This window comes from Pseudomonas shirazica, from assembly GCF_015168335.1.
Lineage (GTDB): Bacteria > Pseudomonadota > Gammaproteobacteria > Pseudomonadales > Pseudomonadaceae > Aquipseudomonas > Aquipseudomonas asiatica.
The window spans coordinates 553381-576174 of record NZ_CP063456.1; the positions used below are offsets into that span (position 1 = coordinate 553381).

Here is a 22794-nt window from a genome sequence, read left to right on the forward strand (position 1 = left end):
TTTCGAGAGCGGTGCAGCACCTGTGGGAGCTGGCTTGCCGGCGATAGGGCCGGTACAGGTGAATAGGGTAAGATGCTGCCCTTGATCAACCAGGTAGATAGCAACATGGCACGTAGGGAATTCCCGCATTTCGAAGCGGTTTCGGCGATGGTCCCGGTGGAAGGTGGCGGCTACAACGCGGCCATCGCAGTCAAGGCCCTGGGCATGGGCGGCGCGCCGCGCTTTCACAAGATTCTCGACGGCCAGGTGTTCAAGGGCGCCGTGGCCGCCGATGAAGCGGCCACGGCCGAGCTGCAACGCCTGCAGGGCGTCAGCGAAGAGGGTGAGCTGATCTGGTGATCAGGCCGGTGGGCGGGCCATCTTGAACAGGTTGCCCAGCTCGAAATAGTCTGCCGGGCCACCACCACGCAGGATCGGCTCGGCGGCAGCGGTATCGTAGATACCGTTCTTCAACAGGTGCTCGGCAATGTGCACCGCCACCACTTCACCCAGGATCAACCAGCTGGGCACCAGTTCCTGGTCGGCCCGCTTGAGCTGGACGATCTGGCTGACCTTGCACTCGAAGGCCACTGGGGTTTCGCCGACACGCGGCACATTGACGATGCTCGATGGCGTGGCGGTGAGGCCGCTCAATTCGAATTCGCTTACCTCGGCGGCAACCGGTGCGCAGCTCTGGTTCATCTGCTCGGCCAACGTGCGAGTGGCCAGGTTCCAGACGAACTCGCCGGTCTGCTCGATGTTGTTCAGGCTGTCTTTGCGCCCGACGCTGCAGAAACCGATGATTGGCGGGATGTAGTTGAAGGCGTTGAAGAAGCTGTAGGGCGCCAGGTTCAGGCGGCCTTCGCGGTCCTGTGAGGAGATCCAGCCGATAGGGCGGGGGCCGACGATGGCGTTGAACGGGTCGTGGGGCAGGCCGTGGCCTTTTGCGGGTTCGTAGTAATACATCTGTGCTGGGCTTGCTGGCCCTACCTCCTGGTGGACAAGGCGCCTAGTGTGCCAAGCCTGTGCCCGCCTGAAAATGATCAAGCCCGGCCGAAGCCGGGCTGGGTGCTCGCATCAGGGATCAGCTGATGCGGTGGGCGTTGGTGCGGTTGAAGCCGTCTTCGGCGAAGCGCTGGCCACCAGTGCGGTCGAAGCCGTCTTCGGCGAAGCGTTGACCACCAGTGCGGTCGAAGCCGTCTTCGGCGAAGCGCTGGCCACCGGTGCGGTCGAAGCCGTCTTCGGCGAAGCGCTGGCCACCGGTGCGGTCGAAGCCGTCTTCGGCGAAGCGCTGGCCACCAGTGCGGTCGAAGCCATCTTCAGCGAAGCGCTGGCCGCCAGTACGGTCGAAACCATCTTCAGCGTAGGCAGCGGATTGGCTCTGGGTCGCTGCGAAGGTGTGGGCGTTGGTGCGGTTGAAGCCATCTTCGGCGAAAGCGCCAGCAGCGAAAACCGAGAGGGCCAGGGTAAGGATCAGTTTGTTTTTCATGGTCGTTGCTCCAGGGGTTTTTGAGGTTGTTTTGTTTCTATGGGTTTAATCCTACGCCGATTAATTTGATTAAAAAGCGCAAATAGTAGTGCTTAAAAATCGAATAGTTCGATATGTGTTGGCGTGCATCTTGTGGCTCGGGCAGCGGTTCTGGCTCAGGATGTGTCCGCCCATGCGCCGACGTTCTGCCAGCCATTTCAGCTTGAGGCGGTGGAATTAATGGGGCGTTAAGGATGAAAAATTTGTCATTGAAGGCTGCTGAACGCATTTTTCATACATCACCAACCGATTTTTCAAATGCAGCTCAGCACCATCGCCGCACCTCAAACCGGAGCGGCACAACAATGAACAAACTTCCGCAAATCACCTTGGCCTTCTGGGTCATGAAGATCTGCGCTACCACCCTTGGCGAAACGGCGGGGGATTTGCTGTCGATGACCCTGAACATCGGCTATGCCCTCAGTTCGTTGCTGCTTGTCAGCGTGTTCCTGCTGACCTTGCTCGGCCAGCTGTACTCGCGCCGCTACCACCCGATGCTGTACTGGCTGGTGATCCTCTCCACCAGCACCGCCGGCACCACCATGTCCGACTTCATGGACCGCACCCTGGGCCTGGGCTACGCCGCGGGTTCGGCCATCCTCATCGGCATCTTGCTGCTGACCTTCCTGGTATGGCGCCTGAGCGGCAACCCGCTGGATGTCACCCGCATCAAGAACCGCACGGGGGAATTGTTCTACTGGGTGGCGATCTTGTTTTCCAACACCCTCGGCACGGCGCTGGGCGATTACCTGGCCGATGACTCGGGGCTCGGTTTTGCCGGTGGCGCACTGTTGATAGGCAGTGCCATCGCCTTGGTAGTGGTGGCCCGCTACTGGACACGCATCCCTGGCGTGGTGTTGTTCTGGGTCGCGTTCGTGCTTACCCGCCCGTTCGGCGCCACCTTGGGCGACTTCCTCACCAAGCCCCACGAGAAGGGCGGCCTGGACTTCGGCACGGTCGGCTCTTCGGCGGTGCTGGGCGGGGTGTTGCTGGTAGTGGTGCTGATGGCCACCTGGTACCAGCGCCGTGAGCCGCGTCAGGCGTTGGAGATGTCCTGAGCCTGCTTTCCGATACCAGTAAGCCGATTAATTGGGCTATTCGGCTCACATGGTGAGCCGAATAGGATTTCTAATCGGCTCATCAGAAGGCTTCGGAGGTATGGCTTGATGTTTGCGCTGTTGCTCAAATCAAGCGCCGTCCGCGCGGTGCGTCTCGCATGCGCTGGAGCCCTCAAACCGTACACCTGGATTGCATGACGCATTCGCATGTATGAAAAAAGGCGCCCCGACAACGGGGCGCCCTTCTTGATTACCGCAAGCTCACACTCACTCAGTGGTAATCCGCGAGTGCTGCTTGGTGTCCTTCATGGTTGCGTAAACCAGCAGCGAGCAGGCGATGCAGGCGGTCACGTACCAGTAGAAGCCACTCTCCATGCCGGCGCTCTTGAACCACAGGGCCACGTACTCGGCGGTGCCGCCGAAGATCGACACGGTCAGCGCGTACGGCAGGCCCACGCCCAGGGCGCGGATTTCGGTAGGGAACAGCTCGGCTTTGACCACGGCGTTGATCGAGGTGTAGCCGCTGACGATGATCAGCGCCGCCATGATCAGGAAGAACGCGCCCCACCAGGTCTGGATGGTGTGCAGGGTGCTGAGGATCGGTACGGTGAACAGGGTGCCGAGCACGCCGAAGGCGATCAGGATCGGGCGTCGACCGATCTTGTCGGACAGGCCGCCGATCACCGGCTGCAGGCACATGAACAGGAACAGCGTGGCGGCCGAGATGGTGGTCGAGTCGCTGATGCTCATGCCAACGGTGTTGACCAGGTACTTCTGCATGTAGGTGGTGTAGGTGTAGAAGGCCAGGGTGCCGCCCATGGTCAGCCCGACCACGGTCATCAGCTCCTTGGGGTGGCGCAGCAGGGTGCGCATCAGGCTTTCCTTGGCCTTTTCCTTCTTGGTGAAGGAGGCGGTTTCTTCCATGCCGCGACGCAGGTACAGGGCCACCACGGCGCACAGTGCACCGATCACGAACGGTACGCGCCAGCCCCAGGCATACAGCTGCTCGGTGGTCAGGGTCTGTTGCAGGACGATCAGTACCGCCAGGGCGATGAGCTGGCCGGAGATCAGGGTCACGTACTGGAAGCTGGAGAAGAAGCCACGGCGGTCCTTGCTGGCCATTTCGCTGAGGTAGGTGGCCGAGGTGCCGTATTCACCACCCACCGACAGGCCCTGCATCAGGCGTGCAATGACCAGCAGGATGGGTGCGGCGACGCCGATGGTTTCGTAGCCTGGGGTCAGGGCGATGACCAGCGAGCCGGCGCACATCAGCAGCACCGAGGCCATCAATGCGGCCTTGCGGCCTTTGCGGTCGGCGTACAGGCCCATCAGCCAGCCACCGATCGGGCGCATGAGGAAGCCCACTGCGAAGATCGCGGCGGTATTGAGCAATTGTGCGGTGGAGTCGCCGGCCGGGAAGAAGGCCTTGGCGAAGTACAGCGAGAATGCGGCGTAGACGTACCAGTCGTACCATTCGACCATGTTGCCGATGGACCCGCTGAAGATCGACTTCAGGCGGCTGGCGGTGGTTTTTTCTGTGGCAGGCGCGGTGGACGCCCCGGCTGGCAGGGAGGTGGCATTATCCATCAGGGATACCTTCTCGTTGTTTTTGTGGAGCGCGCCGTGGCGCAGCTTGCACAGGTGATTGCAGAAGGTGTGCCAAATGGGTGCATTGGGCTTCAAATGGGGGCGCTGTGCGCCCCTTCGCGGGCACGCCCGCTCCCACAGAAGCCGCGTTATTCCTGACGTGGAGCATTTCCTTGTGGGAGCGGGCGTGCCCGCGAAGGGCTGCAAAGCAGCCCAGGAAAATCAGATTAATGAGCGGTTTTTTGCTTGCTGATTGAGCGAGATAAGCGGATTTCCGCTCATTCCCGCCCGATGAAGTCCTCGCGCACCAACCCATGCCGCTGCATCTTTTCGTTCAGCGTGCGCCGCGGCAGCTGCAAGGCCTCCATCACCGCCTTGATTTCGCCGCCGTGCTGGCGCAGCGCCGCGCGCAGGCATTGCGCCTCGAACGCTTCCATCTGTTCGCTCAACGACTGCCCGGCAGGCGTCACCTCGATGTTCGGCGAGCCCAGCCCCAATGCATGCCGCTCCGCCGCGTTGGCCAGCTCACGCACGTTGCCCGGCCAGTCATGCGACAGCAGCTGCGCCAGTTGCGCGCCCGACAGGGGCGGGGCTGCGCGACCAAGCTTTTCGCCGGCGGCACGGGCAAAGTGCTCGAACAGCAGTGGAATGTCCTCACGCCGTTCACGCAATGGCGCCAGGCGCAACTCGGCCACGTTCAGGCGATAGGCAAGGTCTTCGCGAAAGCGCCCGGCGCGGGCTTCTTCGAGCAGGTCGGGCTTGGTCGCGGCAATGATGCGCAGGTCGACGCTGATGCTCTGGTTGGCACCCAGGCGTTCCAGCTTCTGTTCCTGGATCACCCGCAGCAGCTTGGCCTGTTGGGCCAGTGGCATGCTTTCGATTTCGTCGAGGAACACCGTGCCACCGTTGGCGTACTCAAGCTTGCCGATGCGCTTGCCCTGGGCGCCGGTAAAGGCGCCGCTTTCATGGCCGAACAGCTCGGCCTCGAACAGCGACTCGGGGATGGCTGCACAATTGAGGGCGACGAACGGCTTGTCGGCGCGCGGGCCAAAATCGTGCAGGCAGCGGGCCACGCGCTCTTTGCCACTGCCGGTTTCGCCGCGGATCAGCACATTGACCGGCAGGCTGGCCAGGTCCAGCACTTGCCGACGCAGCTGTTGCAGGCCCTGGGACATACCCAGCAGTGTGCCTTCCAGGCGTGACTTGAGATCGGCCTGCTCGTGCAGCCGGCGGTTTTCCAAGACCAGCTGGCGCTTTTCCAGGGCCCTGCGCAGGCTGCCCAGCAGGTGCTGCGGGGTAAAGGGTTTTTCCAGGAAGTCGTAGGCCCCGCTGCGCATGGCTTCCACTGCCATGGGCACATCGCCGTGGCCGGTCAGCAGGATCACCGGCAAGTCGGGGTCGTCCGCCAGCAGGCGTTCGAGCAACTGCAGGCCATCCATGCCCGGCATGCGTACATCGCTGATGATCACCCCGGGAAAGTGCCGTGGCAGGTGTGCCAGGCATTCTTCGGCGCGGGCGAACAGTTGCACGCTGAAGCCCGACAGGCTCAGCCATTGCTCGACCGCGGTGCGGATACTGGCTTCATCATCGACGACGATCACTGAATTCAACATGCAGGCTCCAGGTCACGGGGCAGGGTAAGGCTAAGGCGCGCGCCGCCAGGCAGGTTTTCGGCCTGCAGCTTGCCGCCGGCCTCGTGGACGATGCCGTAGGAAATGGCTAGCCCCAGCCCAAGGCCTTCACCCACCGGCTTTGTGGTGAAGAATGGGTCGAAGACCTTGGCCAGGTTGGCCTCGGCAATGCCGCCACCCGAATCCAGCACGCTCAGGCGCCATAGCTCGCCGTCGGGCTCGATGCGGATCTCCAGGCGTTTGTAGCGCTTGTCGGCCATGGCGTCGAGGGCATTGCGCAGCAGGTTGATCAGCACCTGCTCCAGGCGAATGGCATCGCCGCGCACCCAGGCCGGGCGCGCCAGGTACAGGGCTACCTCCACTTCTTCGCTGCGAATACGCGCCTCCAGCAGGTGCAGTGCCTGGTCGACCACGGTGGCCAGGTCGAGGCGTTCGCGCAGGCCGACCGGGCTGTTGCGGGCGAAGGTTTTCAGGTGACTGGTGAGCGCGGCCATGCGCGTGAGCATCTGCTCCAGCGGCTCCAGTGCCTGGCGTGCTTCGTCATATCGGCCATGGTCGAGCAGCAGACGCAGGGTTTCCAGCTGCATGCGCTGGGTGGTCAGCGGCTGGTTGATTTCATGGGCCATGGCCGCCGACATTTGCCCAAGCGCCGCCAGCTTGGCCGATTGCACCAGCCCCTCCTGGGCGGTGCGCAGCTCACGGGTGCGTTCCTCGACCTGGCGCTTGAGCTCCTCCCGGCTACGCTGGCGCAGGCGGGCAAGGCGCAGGCGCTGGCTGACGAACAGCGCAGCGAACACCAGGCTCAGCCATACGGCGGCGGCGCCGAGGGCGGCATTGCGACCGTCGGCGGCCACCTGCGGCTTGCGCAGCAGATGCAAGGTCCAGTTTTCACTTTCCAGCGGCAGGCTTTCCCACAGGTACTCGGCGCTACCCTCCGGGCCTTGCACGCGGCTGAGGGTGCTGTTGGCGGCAAAGCGGGTCAGCACCTGGTGCTGCAGCGGCACCAGCGGTTGCTTGTCGTACTGACGGGTTTCGGCCAGTTCGGCACGGTCGGCACCATTGAGCGGCTGCAGCTCGCGGTAGCGCCAGCCGTCCTGGTTGGCGATGAAGGTGATGCCACGGGCATCGCTGACCAGCAGGATGTCGCTGCCCTGGCGCCACTCGCGCTCCAGTTCGGGGAACTCCAGCTTAACCACCATGGCGCCGAGGAAGCGGCCATGCTCGTCGTTCACCGCGCTGGCGAGGAAGTAGCCCGGCACGCCACTGGTCACGCCCACGGCGTAGAAGCGGCCACTGCCTTGGCTGCGGGTTTGCTTGAAGTAGGGGCGGAAACCGTAGTTGGAGCCCACATAGCTGCTGGGCAGCCGCCAGTTGCTGGCGGCGATGGCCAGGCCGGTGCGGTCGAGCAGTTCGAGGGTGGAGGAGTTGGCAGCGCCGTTGATGCGTTCGAGTTTGCGGTTCAAGGCGTCCTGCACCGGTTCGCTGACCGGGCCGCGCAGGGCGGCGATCAGTTCCGGGTCCAGCGCCAGCACGGCGGGCAGGGCGCGGTAGCGGTCGATCAGCGTGTGCAGGGCATTGGCATACAGGCCCAACTGCTGGCTGGCACGCTGGGCGTCGGCTTCCATGGCCTGGCGCTTGGCCTGGTGCATGGCCCAGCCGGCGCTGAGGGCGGTGCCCAGCACGATCAGCAGGGAGATCAGCCCCAGACGCAGGGCGCGAACGGAAAAGGGCATGGGGCGGATCCGGATGAATGGGATATCAGGGCCGGCCTCTTCGCGGGCAAGCCCGCGAAGAGGCCGGTACAGGCAAAACCAGTCAGTTACAGCAGTTCAAAGCTCTGCTGCTGTACCGCCTGGGAATCCAGCCCGACCTGTACATTGAATTCCCCCGGCTCGGCAACTCGCTGCAGTTGGCCATTGTAGAACTTCAGGTCTTCCTCGCTGATGCGGAAGCTCAACGTGCGCGACTCGCCAGGCTTGAGCATCAGCTTCTGGAAGTTCTTCAGTTCCTTCACCGGGCGGCTCATCGATGCCGATACATCCTGCAGGTACAGCTGCACCACGGTCTCGCCTGCCACCTTGCCGGTGTTCTTCACCGTCACCTTGGCTTCCAGCGTGTCGCCACGCTTGAGGTCCTTGTTCGACAGCTTCAGCCCCGACAGCTCGAAGCTGCTGTAGCTCAGGCCATAGCCGAACGGGTACAGCGGGCCATTGGGCTCTTCGAAGTACTGCGAGGTGTAGTTGCCCGGCTTGCCCGGTGTGAAGGGCCGGCCGATACGGGTGTGGTTGTAGTACATCGGGATCTGCCCGACCGAACGCGGGAAGGTGATGGCCAGCTTGCCGGACGGGTTGTAATCGCCGAACAGTACGTCGGCGATCGCGTTGCCGCCTTCGGTACCGGCAAACCAGGTTTCCAGAATGGCGTCGGCCTGCTCGCGTTCCCAGGCAATCGACAGTGGGCGGCCGTTCATCAGCACCAGCACCAGCGGCTTGCCGGTGGCCTTCAGGGCCTTGATCAGCTCCCGCTGGCTGGCCGGGATTTCCAGGGTGGTGCGGCTCGACGACTCGTGGGACATGCCGCGGGATTCGCCGACCACTGCCACCACCACATCGGACTGCTTCGCCGCCTTCACCGCCTCGTCGATCAGCACCGCAGGCGGGCGCGGGTCGTCGACGATTTCCGGAGCATCGAAGTTGAGGAAGTTCAGGTAATCGAACATCGCCTTGTCGCCGGTGACATTGGAGCCTTTGGCGTAGACCAGCTTGGCCTTGCCCTCCACGGCGCGGCGCAGGCCTTCGCGCACGGTCACCGAGTGCATCGGTTTGCCGTCGGCAGCCCAGCTGCCCATCATGTCGATCGGGGCATCGGCCAGTGGGCCGACCAAGGCGATGGTGCCGGCCTTTTTCAGCGGCAGCGTCTGGTTGCGGTTTTCCAGCAGCACCAGGCTGCGGCGCGCCACGTCACGTGCGGCGTCGCGGTGCAGGCGGTCGTTGCCGTAGTAGTCCTTCAGGTCGGTTTCGGCCTTGCCGATGCGCACGTACGGGTCCTTGAACAGGCCCATGTCGTACTTGGCACCCAGCACTTCGCGCACTGCCTGGTCCAGTTCGGCCTGGGTCACTTCGCCAGACTTCAGCAGGCCTGGCAGCTCTTCGCCGTACAGGGTGTCGTTCATGCTCATGTCGATGCCGGCCTTGATCGCCAGCTTGGCGGCTTCGCGCCCGTCGCGGGCGACGCCATGGCGGATCAGTTCCTGGATGGCACCGTGGTCGCTGATGGTCACGCCCTTGAAGCCCCACTCCTTGCGCAGCAGGTCGTTCATCAGCCAGGTGTTGGAGGTGGCCGGCACGCCGTTGATCGAGTTCAGCGCCACCATCACTCCGCCGGCACCAGCGTCGAGCGCGGCGCGATAGGGTGGCAGGTAGTCGTTGTACATTTTCGGCAGGCTCATATCGACCGTGTTGTAGTCGCGCCCGCCTTCCACCGCGCCATACAGGGCGAAGTGCTTGACGATGGCCATGATGCTGTCGGGGTTGGCCGGGCTGCTGCCCTGGAACGAGCGGACCATCACCTGGCCGATCTTCGAGGTCAGGTAGGTGTCCTCGCCGAAGCCTTCACTGGTGCGGCCCCAGCGCGGGTCGCGGGCGATGTCGACCATCGGTGCGAAGGTCATGTCCAGGGCGTCCGCCGCGGCTTCGATGGCGGCGGTGCGGCCGACCTTGGCGACGGCGTCCATGTCCCAGGTCGCGGCCATGCCCAGGCCGATCGGGAAAATGGTGCGTTCGCCGTGGACGGTGTCGTAGGCGAAGAACATCGGAATCTTCAGCCGGCTACGCATCGCCGCGTCCTGCATGGGGCGGTTCTCGGGGGCCGTGCGTGAGTTGAAGGTACCGCCGATGCGCCCGGCGGCAATTTCCTCGCGGATCTTATCCTTGGGCATTTCCGGCCCGATACTGATCAGGCGCAGTTGGCCGATCTTCTCGGCTTCGGTCATCTGGCTGATCAGATGGTCGATGAACGCCTGCTTGTCCTGCAGGGGCGGGGCGGAGGGGGCGGCGAGTGCCGCCTGACTGGCAAGGCCCATGGCCAGGCCCAGCAAAGACAGTTTCATCATCAATTCCGTTGTGAGGCCTGTGCCGTATCCACGGTGATACGCGCGCGGCCGAAGTTTTCAGGCGGCTATTGTTGTACGATTTGCAGGCATTTCTTCCAGCGGCGGATTATGCCTGAATATGTCGCCTGCGGATGAAGCCCCGAATGCCGGGAGAACAACTATAAGAACGCTCAAGAGACCGATGGCATGACCCCCCTCGATGAATACCATCAGCGCCAGATCGCCGAAGCCATTGCCCGTGCCGAACGGCGCACCGATGCCGAACTGGTGACGGTGCTGGCCCGCCGGGCCGACGATTATGCCTACTGGCCGTTGTTCTGGGCCGCCGTGCTGGCGCTGGCCGTGCCGGCCCTGTTGCACTGGCTGCTGGGTTGGCCCGGAGTGCGTGGCTTGCTGGTGGCCAATGTGCTGCTGTTCGTAGGCTTGTGTCTGCTGTTGCGCAGCCCACGCCTGGCCGGCTGGGTGATCCCCCGGGCCCTGCGCCGCTGGCGTGCTTCGCGCCTGGCCCGCCAGCAGTTTCGCGAACAGAACCTGCAGCGCACTGCCGGTGCCACGGGCGTACTGATCTTCGTCAGCGAGGCGGAGCGGCATGTGGAGATCCTGGTCGACCGCGGTATCGAGCGCCATCTGGATGCCACCGCCCGCGCGGCCATCGTCGCCCGCCTTGCCGAACAGGTACGCCAGGGCCGCACCTTGCAGGGGTTTGTCGAGTGCATCGAGGCATGCGGCGAACTGCTCAGCGAACATGTGCCGCCTACCCATGCACGTAACGAGTTGCCCAACCGGTTGGTGATTCTCGATTGAGCCGAACCCCGATGGCTTGACGCGCCCCCTGTAGGAGCGGCTTTAGCCGCGAACACCGGCGCAGCCGGGGCCATGCACCGCGTTGGATTCTTCGCGGCTAAAGCCGCTCCCACAGGGTACGCGTACCGCTTGCGAATTCAGTTCCCTACGCGACAGCGCAGCCCAAAGGACTGGGCGATCTCCCACAGGAAGTTAGCCACCCTGTAGAATGCGTGCATTGCGCCATGCGCTCCCCGCTATCCGAGGCACCGTTTTTCCATGTCCGCCAGTTCTTCTGCCCCATCCGCGCCGGATGCGCGCACCCAGTTTCTCGACCTGCTGACCGCCGCCCTGCATGGCAATACCCTGGTCAAACTGGTATTGGCGCGCCATGTCGGTGCCGACCAGACCCTGCAACGGATCATTGCCAAGCCGCTGCAGGTCAAGGGCCAGCCGTGCCTGTCGCTGGTCTATCGCCACCAGACCCGCGACATCACCCGCAATCTGGCGCTGGAGCAGGCCCAGGCGCTGGTCGCCGAGCTGCTACCGGACAGCTTCCGCAACGCGCACCTGTTCGATGCCGACGGTGAAGTGCAGTTGACCTTCAGCAAGAAGGGCAAGCCCATGCTCCAGCGCCACGGCGCACAGGCGCCACGCGAAGCTGCCAGTCGCAGCGGCCATGACCGCGAGAAGAAGCGCTATCTGGAGCTTTCACGGCCGTTCCTGCGGGACCTCGGCGTGACTGACGCACAAGGCGCGCTGATACCGTCGATGTCGCGCAAGTGGAAGCAGATCAACAAGTTCATCGAAGTCTTCGACCACGCCCTGGCCAGTGCACCGGTGCCGGCGGAGCAGGCGCTACGGGTGGCCGACTTCGGCTCAGGCAAGGGCTACCTGACCTTTGCCATTCACGACTACCTGCACAATAGCCTGGGCCGCGAAGCACAGGTAACCGGCGTCGAGCTGCGCCAGGACATGGTCGATCTGTGCAACGCCGCCGCCTTGCGTCTGGAGCACCCGGGCCTGGAGTTCCAGTGTGGTGACGTGCGTAGCGTGGTGCCCGAGGCCATCGAAGTGATGATTGCCCTGCATGCCTGCGACATCGCCACCGACTACGCCATCCACACCGGCATCCGCTGCAACGCCGCGATCATCATGTGCTCGCCGTGCTGCCACAAGCAGATCCGCCCGCAACTGCACAGCCCGGGGTTGTTGCAACCGATGCTGCAGTACGGCCTGCACATGGGCCAGCAGGCCGAAATGCTGACCGACAGCCTGCGCGCGCTGTACCTGGAAGCTTGCGGGTACGAGACCAAGGTGTTCGAGTTCATTTCGCTGGAGCACACCAACAAGAACAAGATGATTCTTGCGGTGAAGCGGCGCCAGGCAGGGGACAACGGCGCGTTGCTGGAGAAGATCGGACAGCTCAAGGCGTTTTACGGGGTGCAGGAGCATTGCCTGGAGACGTTGTTGCAGGCGGACGGGTTGCTCTGATAGCACTGCTTGCTTCTACGGGCCTCTAAAACATTCTTCGGGTCGAAGTCTCGATTCCGCGTAGGAAAATTCCCAACAGTTACTTACAGCGACTCCCAGCATCATCAATTCTGTAGTGTGGCGTGCACGCTTGCCGATTGGGTGGTTGTCATTTGACAACCTTTGGCATGCAAGTCCACACTGGAGAAAATCTGATGTCACGCCCCAGTCACGCCAGGAAGGAGGTTGAGCAGGCCTTGAGGCACGCTGAGTCAAAGGGATGGAGAGTAGTGGTGGGTGGGGGGCATTGTTGGGGGAAAATGTACTGCCCGTGGAACGATGCCCATTGTCGGTGTGGGGAGTTTTGCATTACCAGTATCTGGAGCACCCCGAGGAGCCCTGGCAATTTGGCGCGTCAGCTGAGGCGTGTGGTTGATAACTGTTCGGGCAGCAAAGTTGCCTTAGGCGCACCAAATGCCGGAGAGGAGTAGAAGCAGTGGAATATGAGTTCACCCTCAAGTATCAATTGAGCGAAAACGAAGACACCGATGCGCTACTGGAGCGTCTGGCTGAAGGCGGATGCGATGATGCGGTGGTTGGCGTAGGTCAACCGGGCCGCTTGGCGCTTGCCTTCATCCGCGAGTCCCCTACTGCGAAAGAGGCTATCGAGAGCGCTTTGAGAGATGTTTGCAGAGTGGTGCCAGGCGCTCGCCTTATCGAAGCGACCCCCGATCTTGTAGGGCTATCCGATGTGGCTGAAATCATAGGCGTATCTCGGCAAAACATGCGGAAATTAATGTTGGCGCATTCACATAACTTCCCTGCCCCCGTGCACGATGGCAGCACTGCTCTCTGGCATCTTGCCGACATTCTGGTTTGGTTGCAGGCGCGGGGTAGTTACTCAATTGGCCAGGGCACCCTTGAACTGGCTCGCATAGCGATGGCAGTCAATATTTCAAGCGCATATGAACGGGTAGTGCTTCAGCGATACTTTTGAGTCCCCGCACCCTGCAACAAATTGTCTGCCACGGCTGCATTGGTATCTTTCAAGGGCTCGGTTTCGCTGGCCGTCGCTTCGAGCTGGCGGGCCTGGCGGTATTCGCTGGGCGTGCAGTTGCTGACCTGCTTGAAGGCACGGGCGAAGTAGGATGGGTCCTTGAAGCCGGCCTCATAGCCGATGCTGGTAATCGGCATCTGGCTGTTGACGAGCAGGTCCATGGCCAGGTTCATGCGCTTGCTCAGGATGTAATCCAGAAACCCAACGCCGTTGACTTCCTTGAACAGGCGGCTGAAGCGGGCCGTGGTCATGCCGCAGCGCTGTGCGATGTCCTTTTGGTCGATGCATTCGCGAAAATGCTGGTCGATGTATGGCATGACCTTGCTGAGCGCCTGGTGCTTGTGGTGTTCGCCGGTCAGGCGAATGCTGTCCGGCAAAGAGGGAAGGTGGTCGATGCGCTGCGCATTGCCTGAGGTCTTGCTGGCGCGGCGTATGTCGCAAAGCTGCTTGAGGACATCGATGTAGCGACTTTTCTCACCGCTTGTCAGCGGCAATACCAGATACTCCCAGACCCGCGAACGCATGGCCCAGACAGCCAGCTCTTCGGAGTGCTGCACGGTGAACATGGTGATCGGTATGGACGGTGAGTTGCGTTTCACTTCCAGCAGCAGGTTGAGGTTGAGCGTGTCGGGACGATCGAAATGCATGCAGATCATGTCTGCCTGCTGGCGTTCGGAATGCGCCACGGCCTTCGCCAGTTTGCAATCGCAGACATGACTGAACTGTGCCATAAGCGCTTCGGTGGAATGATCGCGTGTCAGATCGAACCACAACAGCAGCGGCTTTGTGCCCGGGTTAGACATCGTGACTTAACCTTATGCTGGGGAGTTTCCCTACGAGCAGCAGTATTGTCAAAACATTATTAAGTCGCCGAGCAATTTGGTTATTACCTTAGATCGTTTTTGCTTAGGGGGTTCTATGCGTTTTGTAAAACCCTGATGTTAGACAGGTTCCGCAGTCAGGCTGGTCTTTGATCATGACGACCGCTTGTCGGCTTTGAACAAACGTGCCAGAACCTTTCCCTGAGCCGGCTGCAAATGCGTACGAAAGTGCTTCTCATATTGACGCTTGCTACCTGTTTTCCTGGTGGCATTGTCACTTTTTGGATGCTGGCCAATGGCCGCAAAAAAGTCCTAGCGATTCGCAAAAATCTCCTAACGACTGTCGTCTCCCCCTGACTAGGATTCCCATCAGGTAGTGCAACCGCCACTGCCTGGGAAGAAAGATAATGTCCTTAGCGAGGTGAGCGAAATGACTCTGCAAACAATCAAGGCTTCGGTCGTGAAGTTCGTCAAAGATGAAGATGGCCTGACCGTTGTGGAATATGCGGTGGCTGGTGGGTTGGTGACGGCACTTGTTGTTGGGATATTCACTAGTCTCGGAACTGCAGTGCAAACAAAGATGCAGACTCTCTGCACTGCCATTAAAGGGTCGGCGTGCTAATAGAAATAATCATCCAGCAGGGAGAGGCGGTGATGACCAGAGAGCAGTTGGTTATGACTGTTTTGCTGATGGGGCTGCTGGGTATAGCGGTGGCGAGCGACCTTCGTCGCCACCGCATTCCCAACCTCCTGATTCTGGTGGGGCTGGGGTTGGGCTTGGCTGGTCAGGCTTACTCCGCCGGAATCAGTGGTTTCGGTTATGGGTTGCTGGGGTTGCTGATTGGCTTCGCCATTTTTCTCCCAATGCACGCCTTGGGTGGGATGGCTGCCGGCGATGTCAAACTAATGGCTATGGTCGGCGCTTTTCTTCCTTGGAACGGCGCGCTCAGCGCGGCACTCCTGAGCCTGATTGCCGGATGTCTATGTGGTCTTCTACTAATTCTAGTGCGTGGCCAGTTACCGATGACCTTGTCGCGTTACTGGTTGATGTTGAAAGCACAGGCGTATTTCGCACCGCAGGCTGATGAAGTGGCCGGAAAGCCTTTCCCATACGCCATAGCAATTCTTCTCGGAACCCTTGTCAGCCTTTTTTGGCAACCGCTTGGCCTATAGCCTGGGAGGCTAACCATGTACGCACTCAGAGACAGTGGTGCCTGCGCCTGTGACAAGGACGCAGTGCAGAGCCTGGCACCTCAGCCACGTACAGTCCGTGAGACTGGCCTGGCAGAAAGCTTTCTCGCTGATCTGCTGTGCAAGCACCTGCATGACGCCGGTACGCTGGACCTGTCGCGCCTGGTGGAGCGCCTGGCACTGACCGGTGCGGTGGTAGAAGAAGTGTTGGCCTTTCTGCGCAAGGATGGCCGCGTCGAAGTACTGGGCCAGGTCGGTGTGCAAACGGGGGGGCAGGTGCTGCGCTACGGCCTGACCGAACGCGGCCGTGCCACCGCTCGCGATGCACTGGCGCGCAGCGGCTATATAGGCGCGGCGCCCTTCCCTGTAAGTACCTACCGTGACCTGCTCAAGCTGCAGACCATCCACCATGGCCGCATCAGTACGCAGGACATGCACTCGGCCTTCGCAGGTGTTGTGCTCTCGGAGAGCATGCTCGATCAACTGGGCGTAGCGTTGAACTCCGGGCGCGCGATCATGATTTACGGCCCCGCAGGCACCGGGAAGACCTACGTCAGCAGCCGGTTGATTCGTCTGTTCGCCGAAGCCATCTGGGTACCGCATGCCATAGAAATCAATGAGTCGGTTATCGAGGTGTATGACCCTCAGGTGCATCAGCGCCTGGAGGAGGAGGGGCAACCCACCAGCCTGTTGCTGAACGAAGGCATCGATCGCCGGCTGGTGCGCTGTAAGCGCCCGGTGGTGATCACTGGCGGCGAACTGGGCATGGAGCAACTGGATGTCCGTTTCGATCCGAGCACCCGCCAGTATCAGGCCTCCTTGCAACTCAAGGCCAGCAATGGCCTGTTCATCATCGACGACATGGGGCGCCAGCGCATGGCCCCGGCCGAGCTGTTCAACCGCTGGATCGTGCCGATGGAAGAGAAGCGCGACTTCCTCAACCTGGGTGGCGGGCGCCATTGCGAGCTGCCGTTCGATCTGGTGCTGGTGTTCTCCACCAACCTCAACCCGCTGGAGTTGGCTGACGAAGCCTTCTTGCGGCGCATTGGCTACAAGCTGCAGTTCAGCTACCTGAAAGTCGATGAGTACGAACGCATCTGGCGTCAGGAATGCGAACGCCTGGGCCTGGCTTACGACCCGCTGCTGTTGCGTTACGCGCTACAGGCGCTGTACGAGGTCGAAGGCGTGCCGCTGGTGCCCTGCCACCCTCGCGACCTGCTGAACATGGCGCTTGACCGCCAGCGTTACCTGGGCGGCGATGGTCCGCTGTCGCCACAGGAGCTGAAATGGGCTTGGCAAAGCTACTTCGTGCAGATCGACTTCCTTGGATGAGGAGATGCAGACATGAGTGCCCGTACGCTGACCTTGGTTGCCGTTTCCCTGACCCTGGGGCTTGGCGCCGCCTGGATGGCCAACAACTGGCTCAATGGTCGGCTCAACGCCGCCCCGGATGACAACATGAAGAACGTGGTGGTCGCTACGGTGGAGATCCCGTTCGGGCAGATGATCGAGGCCCAGCAGGTCGCTATCGTGCGCATGCCCAAGGATGCGGTGCCCGACGATGCCTTCGACAGCAATGAAAAGGTGGTTGGCAAGATTGCCACTTTCGCACTGTTGCGCGGCGATGTGCTGCGTAGTGCTCGCCTTGCCGAGCACCTGGGTGGCAGTACCCTGGCTTCATTGATTGCTCCAGACAAGCGCGCCATTTCGGTGCGTGTGGATGACGTGGTCGGGGTGGGCGGGTTCCTGTTGCCGGGTAACCGGGTCGATGTTCTGGCGACCAAGCAAAGCAATGGCGGTAGTAACGACGCTGAGTCCAGAACCATCCTCCAGGACCTCCGGGTATTGGCCGTGGACCAGACTGCAGGGACGGACAAGACCCAGCCGGTGGTGGTACGTGCCGTGACCCTGGAAATGTCGGCCAAAGAGGCCGAGGTGCTGGTCAGGGCGCAATCCGAAGGGAAGTTGCAGCTGGCCCTGCGCAATCCGCTGGACGCTCAGAAGCAGGCGCCAGCCGTTGCCGCTGTCGAGCCGGTGAAGGCTGCAACGCCAGCATTCAAACCCCAACCAAGACCGGTGGTAAATCGTAGTAGTGACGGTGGCGCGGTCACCATCATCCGTGGGACTGAAGTTGAAGTAGCGAAAGCAAGGTTTTAAGGCGGCAGGCGTCCGAATGGCTAACGTTCGGCAGGAACAAGAATACCTAGCAAGGAGTTGTGTATGAATACTTTGCAGAGACTAGGGATGTACCTGTTGTGCGGGCTTGGTACGCAGCTGCTGTTCGTCGGCGTGACGCAGGCTGCAGAACCGGGATCGGGATACAGCGCCATGCCGGCGGCCAACGCCAACATGGTCCAGGTGCCCATCTACAAGTCGCGGACGATCAGCGCTCGTACGCCGGTGAGGAAAATTTCGGTCGGCAACCCGGATATCGCCGATATCCTGATCACCAGCCCGACCCAGCTCTACCTGCTCGGCCGTTCCCTCGGCACTACCAACGTATTGCTGTGGGACAGCAACAACCGCTTGATCGAGACCATGGATGTGGAGGTTGTGCATGACCTCACCGGGCTCAAGACCAAACTGCACCAGCTGCTGCCCGAGGAGAACATCGAGGTGTTCAGCGCACAAGGCGCGTTGGTACTGCGTGGTCAGGTGCGCAGCGCCGCGGCCATGGACACAGCGATGAAAGTGGCCAAGACCTATGCCGCGCAGACCTCGAGTGTGGTGCAAGGCAAGGGTGAAGCCGCCGAAGCGGCACCGGCTCAGTCGCTGGAGGTGATCAACCTGCTCAGCGTCGGTGGCAGCCAGCAGGTGATGCTGGAAGTGAAAGTGGCAGAGATGCAGCGCAGCCTGATCAAGAACCTCAACGTGCGCTTCAATGCCCTTGGCTCGTCCGGCAACTGGAGCGGTGGTGGGTTCAACAATGGTCAAGGACTGGGCCTGACTCCAGGTGGCGGGTCGATTCTTTCGCCAGGTTCGCTGATTGGTGGCGGCAAAGGCTTGTTCGCACAGTTCCTGTCCGACGATTTCCTCTTCAACGTGGTGCTGGAGGCGTCCAAGGACAATGGTTCGGCCAAGGTGCTGGCCGAGCCCACCCTCACCACGCTGACCGGCCAGCAGGCGGAGTTCATTTCTGGTGGCGAGTTCCCGGTGCCGATCACCGAGGATGATGGCATCACCATCGAATACAAGGAATTCGGTGTCGGCGTGAAGTTCCTGCCGGTGGTGCTCGACTCCGGGCGTATCAACCTCAACCTGAATGTCTCGGTGAGCGAGCTTTCCAACGCTAACTCGCTGGTACTCGACACGGGCCTCAGCAGCATCCTGGGCGATGGAGTTTCCCAGGTTATTCCGTCGCTGACCAAGCGCAGCGCAGAGTCCACGGTCGAACTGGGCAATGGCCAGACCATTGCCATCGCCGGCTTGATCAGCGAAAACACTCGCGATTTCGTCAGCCGTTTCCCGGGTCTGGGGGACTTGCCGATACTCGGGCACCTGTTCCGCAGCCAATCGTTCATCAACGGTGAAACCGAACTGGTGATCCTGGTGACGCCGCACCTCGCCAAGCCTGTGGATGCCAAGGCGGTGCGCCTGCCCACCGAGAAGTTCGTCGAGCCCAGTGACCTGGACTTCTACCTGCTCGGCAAGACCAAGGGCAGTGAGCCGGGGCGCGCGGTCCCCGTGAGCCTCGGTGTCAGCGGTGGCAACTTTGGCCATGACCTGAATTGATCGGAGAGAACCAGCATGAGAAGCATGATCGTGTGTTGCGTGCTGCTGTCGGGGTTGTCGGGTTGTATGTCGTACGACGAAGGGCGCGTTGGCCCGTTGGGCTACAGCGTCTACCAGACCACCTACCAGCAGATTGCCGACAAGCAGGTAGCCGCCAACCCAGGCACTGAAGTGCCGGCCGCTGGCTCTGACGGGCCTTTACTGGAGAAGGTGATCAATAGCTACCGGGGGACGACTGGTGATGCGCAGCAGATCGGTCAGCCGATCCAGATCCAAGTCACTGATTCAACTCGCTGATTGAGGGCGTAATCATGACTCCTCGAGCTCAACGGATGTTCACCGCGCCGCCAGGCCAACAGCGGGGGGCAGTAACTGTCATCATCGTGATCGCCCTGTTGGCGATACTGATGATGGCAGCGTTGGTGCTCGATGGCGGTCACATGTTGTTGAACAAGACTCGACTGCAGAATGCCGTGGACGCCGCCGCCCTCAGTGGCGCCAAGACCCTGAGCCAGGTGATGGGCACTGGCAATTCTGCCAGTACCACACGAGCAGCCGCGCTCTTCACCCTCAACGAAAATGCCAAGGCCGCTGGCAACACGGAGCTGTTGACGGCAATCGGCGGCAACCCTGGTGGATTTGCCGTGGTGGAGTTGGCAGACAATGTCTATGGGCCTTTTTCCTTCCCCGGGCCGGCCAATGCCACCTATGTGCGGGTCTCGGTATCGAATTACTCACTGGCGGGCTTTTTCTGGAGCTTCGCCCAGTCAATCGGTACAGGAACCGTGGGGACCAAAAGCGTGACGGCGATTGCCACCGCCGGGCCGAGCCCCACCAGTCCATGTGATCTTGCGCCGCTGCTGGTGTGTGGGGATCCGACCAAATACACCCCGGATACCGGCATGTTCTGGGGGTATCGCTTTGGTGACCTGGAGGTCTTGAAATCAGCTTCCAAGGACAGCGACCCGATTGGCCCGGGCAATTTTCAGCTGCTCGATTTTGGCTCGGGCGGCAAGGCGGTTGGCGAACTCATGGCTGGTGGCGCCTCGGTTTGCCGAAATGTCGGTGACAACGCCGCTACCAAGCCTGGCAACACGGTTGGCCCTGCTGTGAAAGGCCTGAATACTCGCTTCGGCGAGTACGCCGGGTCGCTCAATAGCACGGACTATCCGCCCGATCTGGTTACGAGCTATAGCAACCCGGCGATGAAGTACAACGACACAACTGAAAAGGTGGAGCACCAAGGCCAAGTCGTCACTTCGAGCAATGGCAACCTGTCTGCTGGCGGCACGCCGCTGTTCGACTACAACGACTATGCCGCGCAGACCGCCGCATGTGTCGCAGGCGGTACGGGTTGCCAGTCGGGTGGAGTTTTCGAGCGGCGGATGCTGAAGATCGTGGTGGGCGACTGTTCGGGCAAGAACTCGGGGGCATCGTCGATTCCGGTCATCGGTTTCGGTTGCTTCTACGTAGTGCAGCCAGCGGACAACTCGGGCGGGGATTCGCAGATCTTCGGCCAGTTCGTCAAGCAATGCGAAGGCGACGGTGTGCCTGGGCCTACACCGCAAGACGATTCCGGCCCGCAGATCATCCAGTTGTACAAAACCTTTATCAGTGGCAGTGGCACACCGAGCACCGACTCCTAGGAGCGTGTCATGGAACTTCATCGGCTCAAGCGTGCGCAGCGCCAGCACGGGGTGGCAATCGTCGAATTCACCATCACCCTGCCGCTGTTGCTCCTGACCTTGCTGGCCTTCGGCGAATTCGGCCGAATGCTTTACCAGTACAACAGCTTGCTGCAGGGCAGCCGGGATGCCGCACGCTTTGTCGCCAGCCAGGCCTGGAACTCGACCCTGGGCAAGGTCGAAGTGAGCGCCGACCTCGAGTGCATGACCAAGTACGTGGCGGTGTACGGTGCACCCTCCACGCCGCCCTGCAGCCTGACCGGGATGCCCGCTAACACTAGCGTGCAGGTTGCCAAGGTGGCGGGTACCAACGACCACGTGCAGGTGACCATCAGTGCGGTCTTTTCCCCGCTGATAGCCAGCGGTATTCCGGCGTTTATCGGCAACGGCACGGCACTGAACTTCCCGTTGGTCGCCACCACTGTGATGAGGGCACTGTGATGAAGCGCAGAAGCATGCAGGGCGTGTATGTGGTGGAGTTCGCCATCGTCAGTGCGTTGATGTTCACGCTGCTGTTCGGGGTGCTTGAAATAGGCCGGCTGTACTACACCGTGAACGTGCTGAATGAGTCCGTGAGGCGTGGTGCACGTCTGGCAGCGGTGTGCAATATCAGCGATCCGGTGGTGCTGCGCCGGGCAATATTCAACAGTGCGGGCGACAGTGGAGCCAGTGGCCTGCTGGCCGACCTGGACACCTCGGACCTTACCCTGCGCTACCTGGACAAGAACGGTGCACAGGTCGCCAATCCCGGTGATCTGGTGAACGCCACCGGGTTTGCCGCTGTCCGCTATGTCCAGCTGACGCTGCAGAACTTTCAATTCAGCCTGTTTATTCCAGGTTTTGGGGTGCCCATTACCCTGCCAGTATTCAAGGCGACCTTACCTCGCGAGAGCCTCGGGCGTCATACCGAGGCGGATGTCGTACCGGAGATCACGCCATGCTGAATCTTAGGGAATCTTCCGTATCCGCTACCTCCATCAAACCCGGGATGCGTCTGTTGATCAGCAGCTCTGACGCCTTGGCCCTGCGTCAATTGCAAGAAATCTGTCAGCGCATCTCCGGTCTGGAGGTGAATGTTCGTCAGGTGAGCAATGGGCATTGCGACCCGCTGTACGGGCTGGACCGGATGCCCGATTTTCTGCTGCTGCGCGTTGGTCAGCTGTGGCGTGAGGAACTGGCGGCCCTGTTGCAACGCCCGGCCCATGAGCGCCCACCGCTGTTGGTGTGTGGCCTGCTGGACGATCGGGAAGGCATGCGCCTGGCGATGCAGGCCGGTGCGCGCGACTTTCTGCCGGAGCCCATCGTTGCCACGGAGCTGATCGCTGCCTTGAACCGTATGGTCATGGAAACCCAGACCAACAGCACGGCAACAGGCAAACTGGTCGCGGTGATGAATGCCAAGGGTGGCTCCGGTGGCACTGTGCTGGCCTGCAACCTGGCGCATCAGCTCAGCCTCAAGGGCAACACCCTGTTGCTTGACCTGGACCTGCAGTTTGGCAGCGTGTCGCATCATCTGGATGTGGCGCAGTCGCACAGCCAACTGGACGTGTTGCAGCAGATAAAAGAAATGGACGGGGTGGCACTGCGCGGGTTCTGCAGCCATTTCAGCCCGTCCTTGCATGTGCTTGGCAGCCGCGCCAATGAGCTGTGTCTGCCGCAGGATGTCCAGGCCGAACAGCTCGATGCGCTGCTGCAACTGGCGCGGGCCAACTATGACTGGGTAGTGGCGGACTTGCCACGGCAGATCGACCATATCACCGCTTCGGTGCTGGAGCAGGCCGACCGGGTGTATGTCGTGGTGCAGCAGAGCGTCAACCACTTGCGCGACGCCAGTTCCCTGGCGCGCATTCTGCGCGATGACCTGGGCGTACGCGGCAACCAGCTGGAGGTGGTGGTCAACCGCTACGACAAGGCGGCGCCGGTCAGCCTCAAGGATATCGGCGAGGCGCTGCGTTGCACCAATATCGTGAAACTGCCGAATGACTTCAGCGTTATCAATCAGAGCCAGAACACAGGTGTGCCATTAGGCCTGCAAGCACCTCGCTCCGCGATCACCCAAGCGCTGCGTGGGCTGGCCGAGGAATTGGTGGGCAAGCAGGTGGCCACAGACAGCGGACTGTTCAAACGCGCCTTCAAACGTGTTTTTCGGGGGTGAACC

Annotated in this window: 23 protein-coding genes; 16 read left to right on the forward strand and 7 right to left on the reverse strand. The window is 61.4% G+C overall.

Annotated features, from left to right (window positions below):
- The first annotated feature begins 72 nt into the window (after positions 1-72).
- Positions 73-339, forward strand: a complete 267-nt coding sequence (locus IMX18_RS02540; protein WP_015271637.1) for a hypothetical protein — start codon at positions 73-75, stop codon at positions 337-339.
- On the opposite strand, the gene IMX18_RS02545 is transcribed toward IMX18_RS02540, so the two are convergent.
- Both IMX18_RS02545 and IMX18_RS02550 read right to left on the reverse strand, forming a co-directional pair.
- Positions 340-945 (reverse strand): flavin reductase family protein, encoded by a 606-nt coding sequence (locus tag IMX18_RS02545; RefSeq protein ID WP_013974025.1) that lies wholly within the window; start codon positions 943-945, stop codon positions 340-342. It abuts the gene before it with no gap.
- Positions 946-1063: 118 nt separating this feature from the next.
- A complete protein-coding gene (locus tag IMX18_RS02550; protein ID WP_003258434.1) occupies positions 1064-1468 on the reverse strand; it encodes a hypothetical protein in 405 nt (134 codons plus the stop codon).
- A 344-nt stretch (positions 1469-1812) separates the two neighbouring features.
- On the opposite strand from IMX18_RS02550, the gene IMX18_RS02555 reads away from it, so the two are divergent.
- The gene (locus IMX18_RS02555) at positions 1813-2565 is read left to right on the forward strand and encodes a COG4705 family protein (RefSeq protein WP_217190084.1); all 753 of its coding nucleotides are present in this window, start codon (positions 1813-1815) and stop codon (positions 2563-2565) included.
- A 267-nt stretch (positions 2566-2832) separates the two neighbouring features.
- On the opposite strand, the gene IMX18_RS02560 is transcribed toward IMX18_RS02555, so the two are convergent.
- From IMX18_RS02560 to bglX, 4 genes are all read right to left on the reverse strand, one after another.
- Entirely contained in the window at positions 2833-4152 is a 1320-nt protein-coding gene (locus IMX18_RS02560) for an MFS transporter (RefSeq protein ID WP_003258436.1), read from the reverse strand.
- A 278-nt stretch (positions 4153-4430) separates the two neighbouring features.
- Positions 4431-5765 carry a sigma-54-dependent transcriptional regulator gene (locus IMX18_RS02565; protein WP_054571986.1) on the reverse strand — a complete coding sequence of 445 codons (1335 nt, stop codon included), beginning with the start codon at positions 5763-5765 and terminating at the stop codon, positions 4431-4433.
- Positions 5759-7516, reverse strand: coding sequence for a sensor histidine kinase (locus IMX18_RS02570; RefSeq protein WP_015271634.1), 1758 nt, complete (start codon positions 7514-7516; stop codon positions 5759-5761). The genes IMX18_RS02565 and IMX18_RS02570 overlap by 7 nt, the downstream gene beginning before the upstream one ends.
- Before the next feature lie 86 nt (positions 7517-7602).
- Positions 7603-9894 carry a beta-glucosidase BglX gene (gene bglX / locus IMX18_RS02575; RefSeq protein ID WP_043935888.1) on the reverse strand — a complete coding sequence of 764 codons (2292 nt, stop codon included), beginning with the start codon at positions 9892-9894 and terminating at the stop codon, positions 7603-7605.
- Between the two features lie 186 nt (positions 9895-10080).
- On the opposite strand from bglX, the gene IMX18_RS02580 reads away from it, so the two are divergent.
- The 4 genes from IMX18_RS02580 to IMX18_RS02590 all read left to right on the forward strand — a co-directional run bounded on the left by IMX18_RS02580 (position 10081) and on the right by IMX18_RS02590 (position 13147).
- A complete protein-coding gene (locus IMX18_RS02580; RefSeq protein ID WP_015271632.1) occupies positions 10081-10698 on the forward strand; it encodes a TPM domain-containing protein in 618 nt (205 codons plus the stop codon).
- A gap of 258 nt (positions 10699-10956) precedes the next feature.
- Positions 10957-12171, forward strand: coding sequence for a class I SAM-dependent methyltransferase (locus tag IMX18_RS02585; RefSeq protein ID WP_217190083.1), 1215 nt, complete (start codon positions 10957-10959; stop codon positions 12169-12171).
- A gap of 194 nt (positions 12172-12365) precedes the next feature.
- A complete protein-coding gene (locus tag IMX18_RS27890) occupies positions 12366-12641 on the forward strand; it encodes a hypothetical protein (RefSeq protein ID WP_080604900.1) in 276 nt (91 codons plus the stop codon).
- Positions 12642-12646: 5 nt separating this feature from the next.
- The gene (locus IMX18_RS02590; protein WP_015271630.1) at positions 12647-13147 is read left to right on the forward strand and encodes a helix-turn-helix transcriptional regulator; all 501 of its coding nucleotides are present in this window, start codon (positions 12647-12649) and stop codon (positions 13145-13147) included.
- On the opposite strand, the gene IMX18_RS02595 is transcribed toward IMX18_RS02590, so the two are convergent.
- Positions 13132-14010, reverse strand: a complete 879-nt coding sequence (locus IMX18_RS02595) for a response regulator transcription factor (protein WP_061303741.1) — start codon at positions 14008-14010, stop codon at positions 13132-13134. The two genes, IMX18_RS02590 and IMX18_RS02595, sit on opposite strands and share 16 nt — an antisense overlap.
- 448 nt (positions 14011-14458) lie before the next feature.
- Here IMX18_RS02595 and IMX18_RS02600 point away from each other — a divergent pair, with 448 nt between their 5' ends.
- The 10 genes from IMX18_RS02600 (at position 14459) to IMX18_RS02645 (ending at position 22791) form a co-directional block, all read left to right on the forward strand.
- Complete coding sequence (locus IMX18_RS02600) at positions 14459-14650, forward strand: Flp family type IVb pilin (protein WP_054571983.1); 192 nt, start codon at positions 14459-14461, stop codon at positions 14648-14650.
- Positions 14651-14682: 32 nt separating this feature from the next.
- On the forward strand, positions 14683-15201 hold the full coding sequence (locus IMX18_RS02605; RefSeq protein ID WP_061303742.1) for an A24 family peptidase: 519 nt from the start codon (positions 14683-14685) through the stop codon (positions 15199-15201).
- Between the two features lie 15 nt (positions 15202-15216).
- A complete protein-coding gene (locus IMX18_RS02610) occupies positions 15217-16551 on the forward strand; it encodes a Cdc6/Cdc18 family protein (protein WP_054573868.1) in 1335 nt (444 codons plus the stop codon).
- A gap of 12 nt (positions 16552-16563) precedes the next feature.
- Positions 16564-17376 carry a Flp pilus assembly protein CpaB gene (cpaB, locus tag IMX18_RS02615; RefSeq protein ID WP_054573867.1) on the forward strand — a complete coding sequence of 271 codons (813 nt, stop codon included), beginning with the start codon at positions 16564-16566 and terminating at the stop codon, positions 17374-17376.
- Positions 17377-17463: 87 nt separating this feature from the next.
- Positions 17464-18951, forward strand: coding sequence for a type II and III secretion system protein family protein (locus tag IMX18_RS02620; RefSeq protein ID WP_054573866.1), 1488 nt, complete (start codon positions 17464-17466; stop codon positions 18949-18951).
- A gap of 15 nt (positions 18952-18966) precedes the next feature.
- A complete protein-coding gene (locus tag IMX18_RS02625) occupies positions 18967-19248 on the forward strand; it encodes a hypothetical protein (RefSeq protein WP_054573865.1) in 282 nt (93 codons plus the stop codon).
- Between the two features lie 35 nt (positions 19249-19283).
- Entirely contained in the window at positions 19284-20597 is a 1314-nt protein-coding gene (locus tag IMX18_RS02630) for a TadE/TadG family type IV pilus assembly protein (protein WP_217190082.1), read from the forward strand.
- 9 nt (positions 20598-20606) lie between these two features.
- A complete protein-coding gene (locus IMX18_RS02635) occupies positions 20607-21077 on the forward strand; it encodes a TadE/TadG family type IV pilus assembly protein (protein ID WP_054573863.1) in 471 nt (156 codons plus the stop codon).
- A complete protein-coding gene (locus IMX18_RS02640) occupies positions 21077-21580 on the forward strand; it encodes a TadE/TadG family type IV pilus assembly protein (protein WP_054573862.1) in 504 nt (167 codons plus the stop codon). Before IMX18_RS02635 ends, IMX18_RS02640 begins: the two co-directional genes overlap by 1 nt.
- Positions 21574-22791 carry an AAA family ATPase gene (locus IMX18_RS02645; protein WP_217190081.1) on the forward strand — a complete coding sequence of 406 codons (1218 nt, stop codon included), beginning with the start codon at positions 21574-21576 and terminating at the stop codon, positions 22789-22791. Before IMX18_RS02640 ends, IMX18_RS02645 begins: the two co-directional genes overlap by 7 nt.
- The last annotated feature ends 3 nt before the right edge of the window (positions 22792-22794 follow it).

Bases quoted from the DNA above. Each gene is read 5' to 3' on its own strand.
- IMX18_RS02620 (WP_054573866.1), top strand. From the start codon at position 17,464: ATGTACCTGTTGTGCGGGCTTGGTACGCAGCTGCTGTTCGTCGGCGTG.
- IMX18_RS02585 (WP_217190083.1), top strand. From the start codon at position 10,957: ATGTCCGCCAGTTCTTCTGCCCCATCCGCGCCGGATGCGCGCACCCAG.
- IMX18_RS02580 (WP_015271632.1), top strand. From the start codon at position 10,081: ATGACCCCCCTCGATGAATACCATCAGCGCCAGATCGCCGAAGCCATT.
- IMX18_RS02630 (WP_217190082.1), top strand. From the start codon at position 19,284: ATGTTCACCGCGCCGCCAGGCCAACAGCGGGGGGCAGTAACTGTCATC.
- bglX (WP_043935888.1), bottom strand. From the start codon at position 9,894: ATGATGAAACTGTCTTTGCTGGGCCTGGCCATGGGCCTTGCCAGTCAG.
- IMX18_RS02540 (WP_015271637.1), top strand. From the start codon at position 73: ATGCTGCCCTTGATCAACCAGGTAGATAGCAACATGGCACGTAGGGAA.
- IMX18_RS02605 (WP_061303742.1), top strand. From the start codon at position 14,683: ATGACCAGAGAGCAGTTGGTTATGACTGTTTTGCTGATGGGGCTGCTG.
- IMX18_RS02610 (WP_054573868.1), top strand. From the start codon at position 15,217: ATGTACGCACTCAGAGACAGTGGTGCCTGCGCCTGTGACAAGGACGCA.
- IMX18_RS02555 (WP_217190084.1), top strand. From the start codon at position 1,813: ATGAACAAACTTCCGCAAATCACCTTGGCCTTCTGGGTCATGAAGATC.
- IMX18_RS02570 (WP_015271634.1), bottom strand. From the start codon at position 7,516: ATGCCCTTTTCCGTTCGCGCCCTGCGTCTGGGGCTGATCTCCCTGCTG.
- IMX18_RS02550 (WP_003258434.1), bottom strand. From the start codon at position 1,468: ATGAAAAACAAACTGATCCTTACCCTGGCCCTCTCGGTTTTCGCTGCT.
- IMX18_RS02560 (WP_003258436.1), bottom strand. From the start codon at position 4,152: ATGGATAATGCCACCTCCCTGCCAGCCGGGGCGTCCACCGCGCCTGCC.
- IMX18_RS02640 (WP_054573862.1), top strand. From the start codon at position 21,077: ATGAAGCGCAGAAGCATGCAGGGCGTGTATGTGGTGGAGTTCGCCATC.
- IMX18_RS02600 (WP_054571983.1), top strand. From the start codon at position 14,459: ATGACTCTGCAAACAATCAAGGCTTCGGTCGTGAAGTTCGTCAAAGAT.
- cpaB (WP_054573867.1), top strand. From the start codon at position 16,564: ATGAGTGCCCGTACGCTGACCTTGGTTGCCGTTTCCCTGACCCTGGGG.
- IMX18_RS02635 (WP_054573863.1), top strand. From the start codon at position 20,607: ATGGAACTTCATCGGCTCAAGCGTGCGCAGCGCCAGCACGGGGTGGCA.
- IMX18_RS02545 (WP_013974025.1), bottom strand. From the start codon at position 945: ATGTATTACTACGAACCCGCAAAAGGCCACGGCCTGCCCCACGACCCG.
- IMX18_RS02625 (WP_054573865.1), top strand. From the start codon at position 18,967: ATGAGAAGCATGATCGTGTGTTGCGTGCTGCTGTCGGGGTTGTCGGGT.
- IMX18_RS02645 (WP_217190081.1), top strand. From the start codon at position 21,574: ATGCTGAATCTTAGGGAATCTTCCGTATCCGCTACCTCCATCAAACCC.
- IMX18_RS02565 (WP_054571986.1), bottom strand. From the start codon at position 5,765: ATGTTGAATTCAGTGATCGTCGTCGATGATGAAGCCAGTATCCGCACC.
- IMX18_RS02595 (WP_061303741.1), bottom strand. From the start codon at position 14,010: ATGTCTAACCCGGGCACAAAGCCGCTGCTGTTGTGGTTCGATCTGACA.
- IMX18_RS27890 (WP_080604900.1), top strand. From the start codon at position 12,366: ATGTCACGCCCCAGTCACGCCAGGAAGGAGGTTGAGCAGGCCTTGAGG.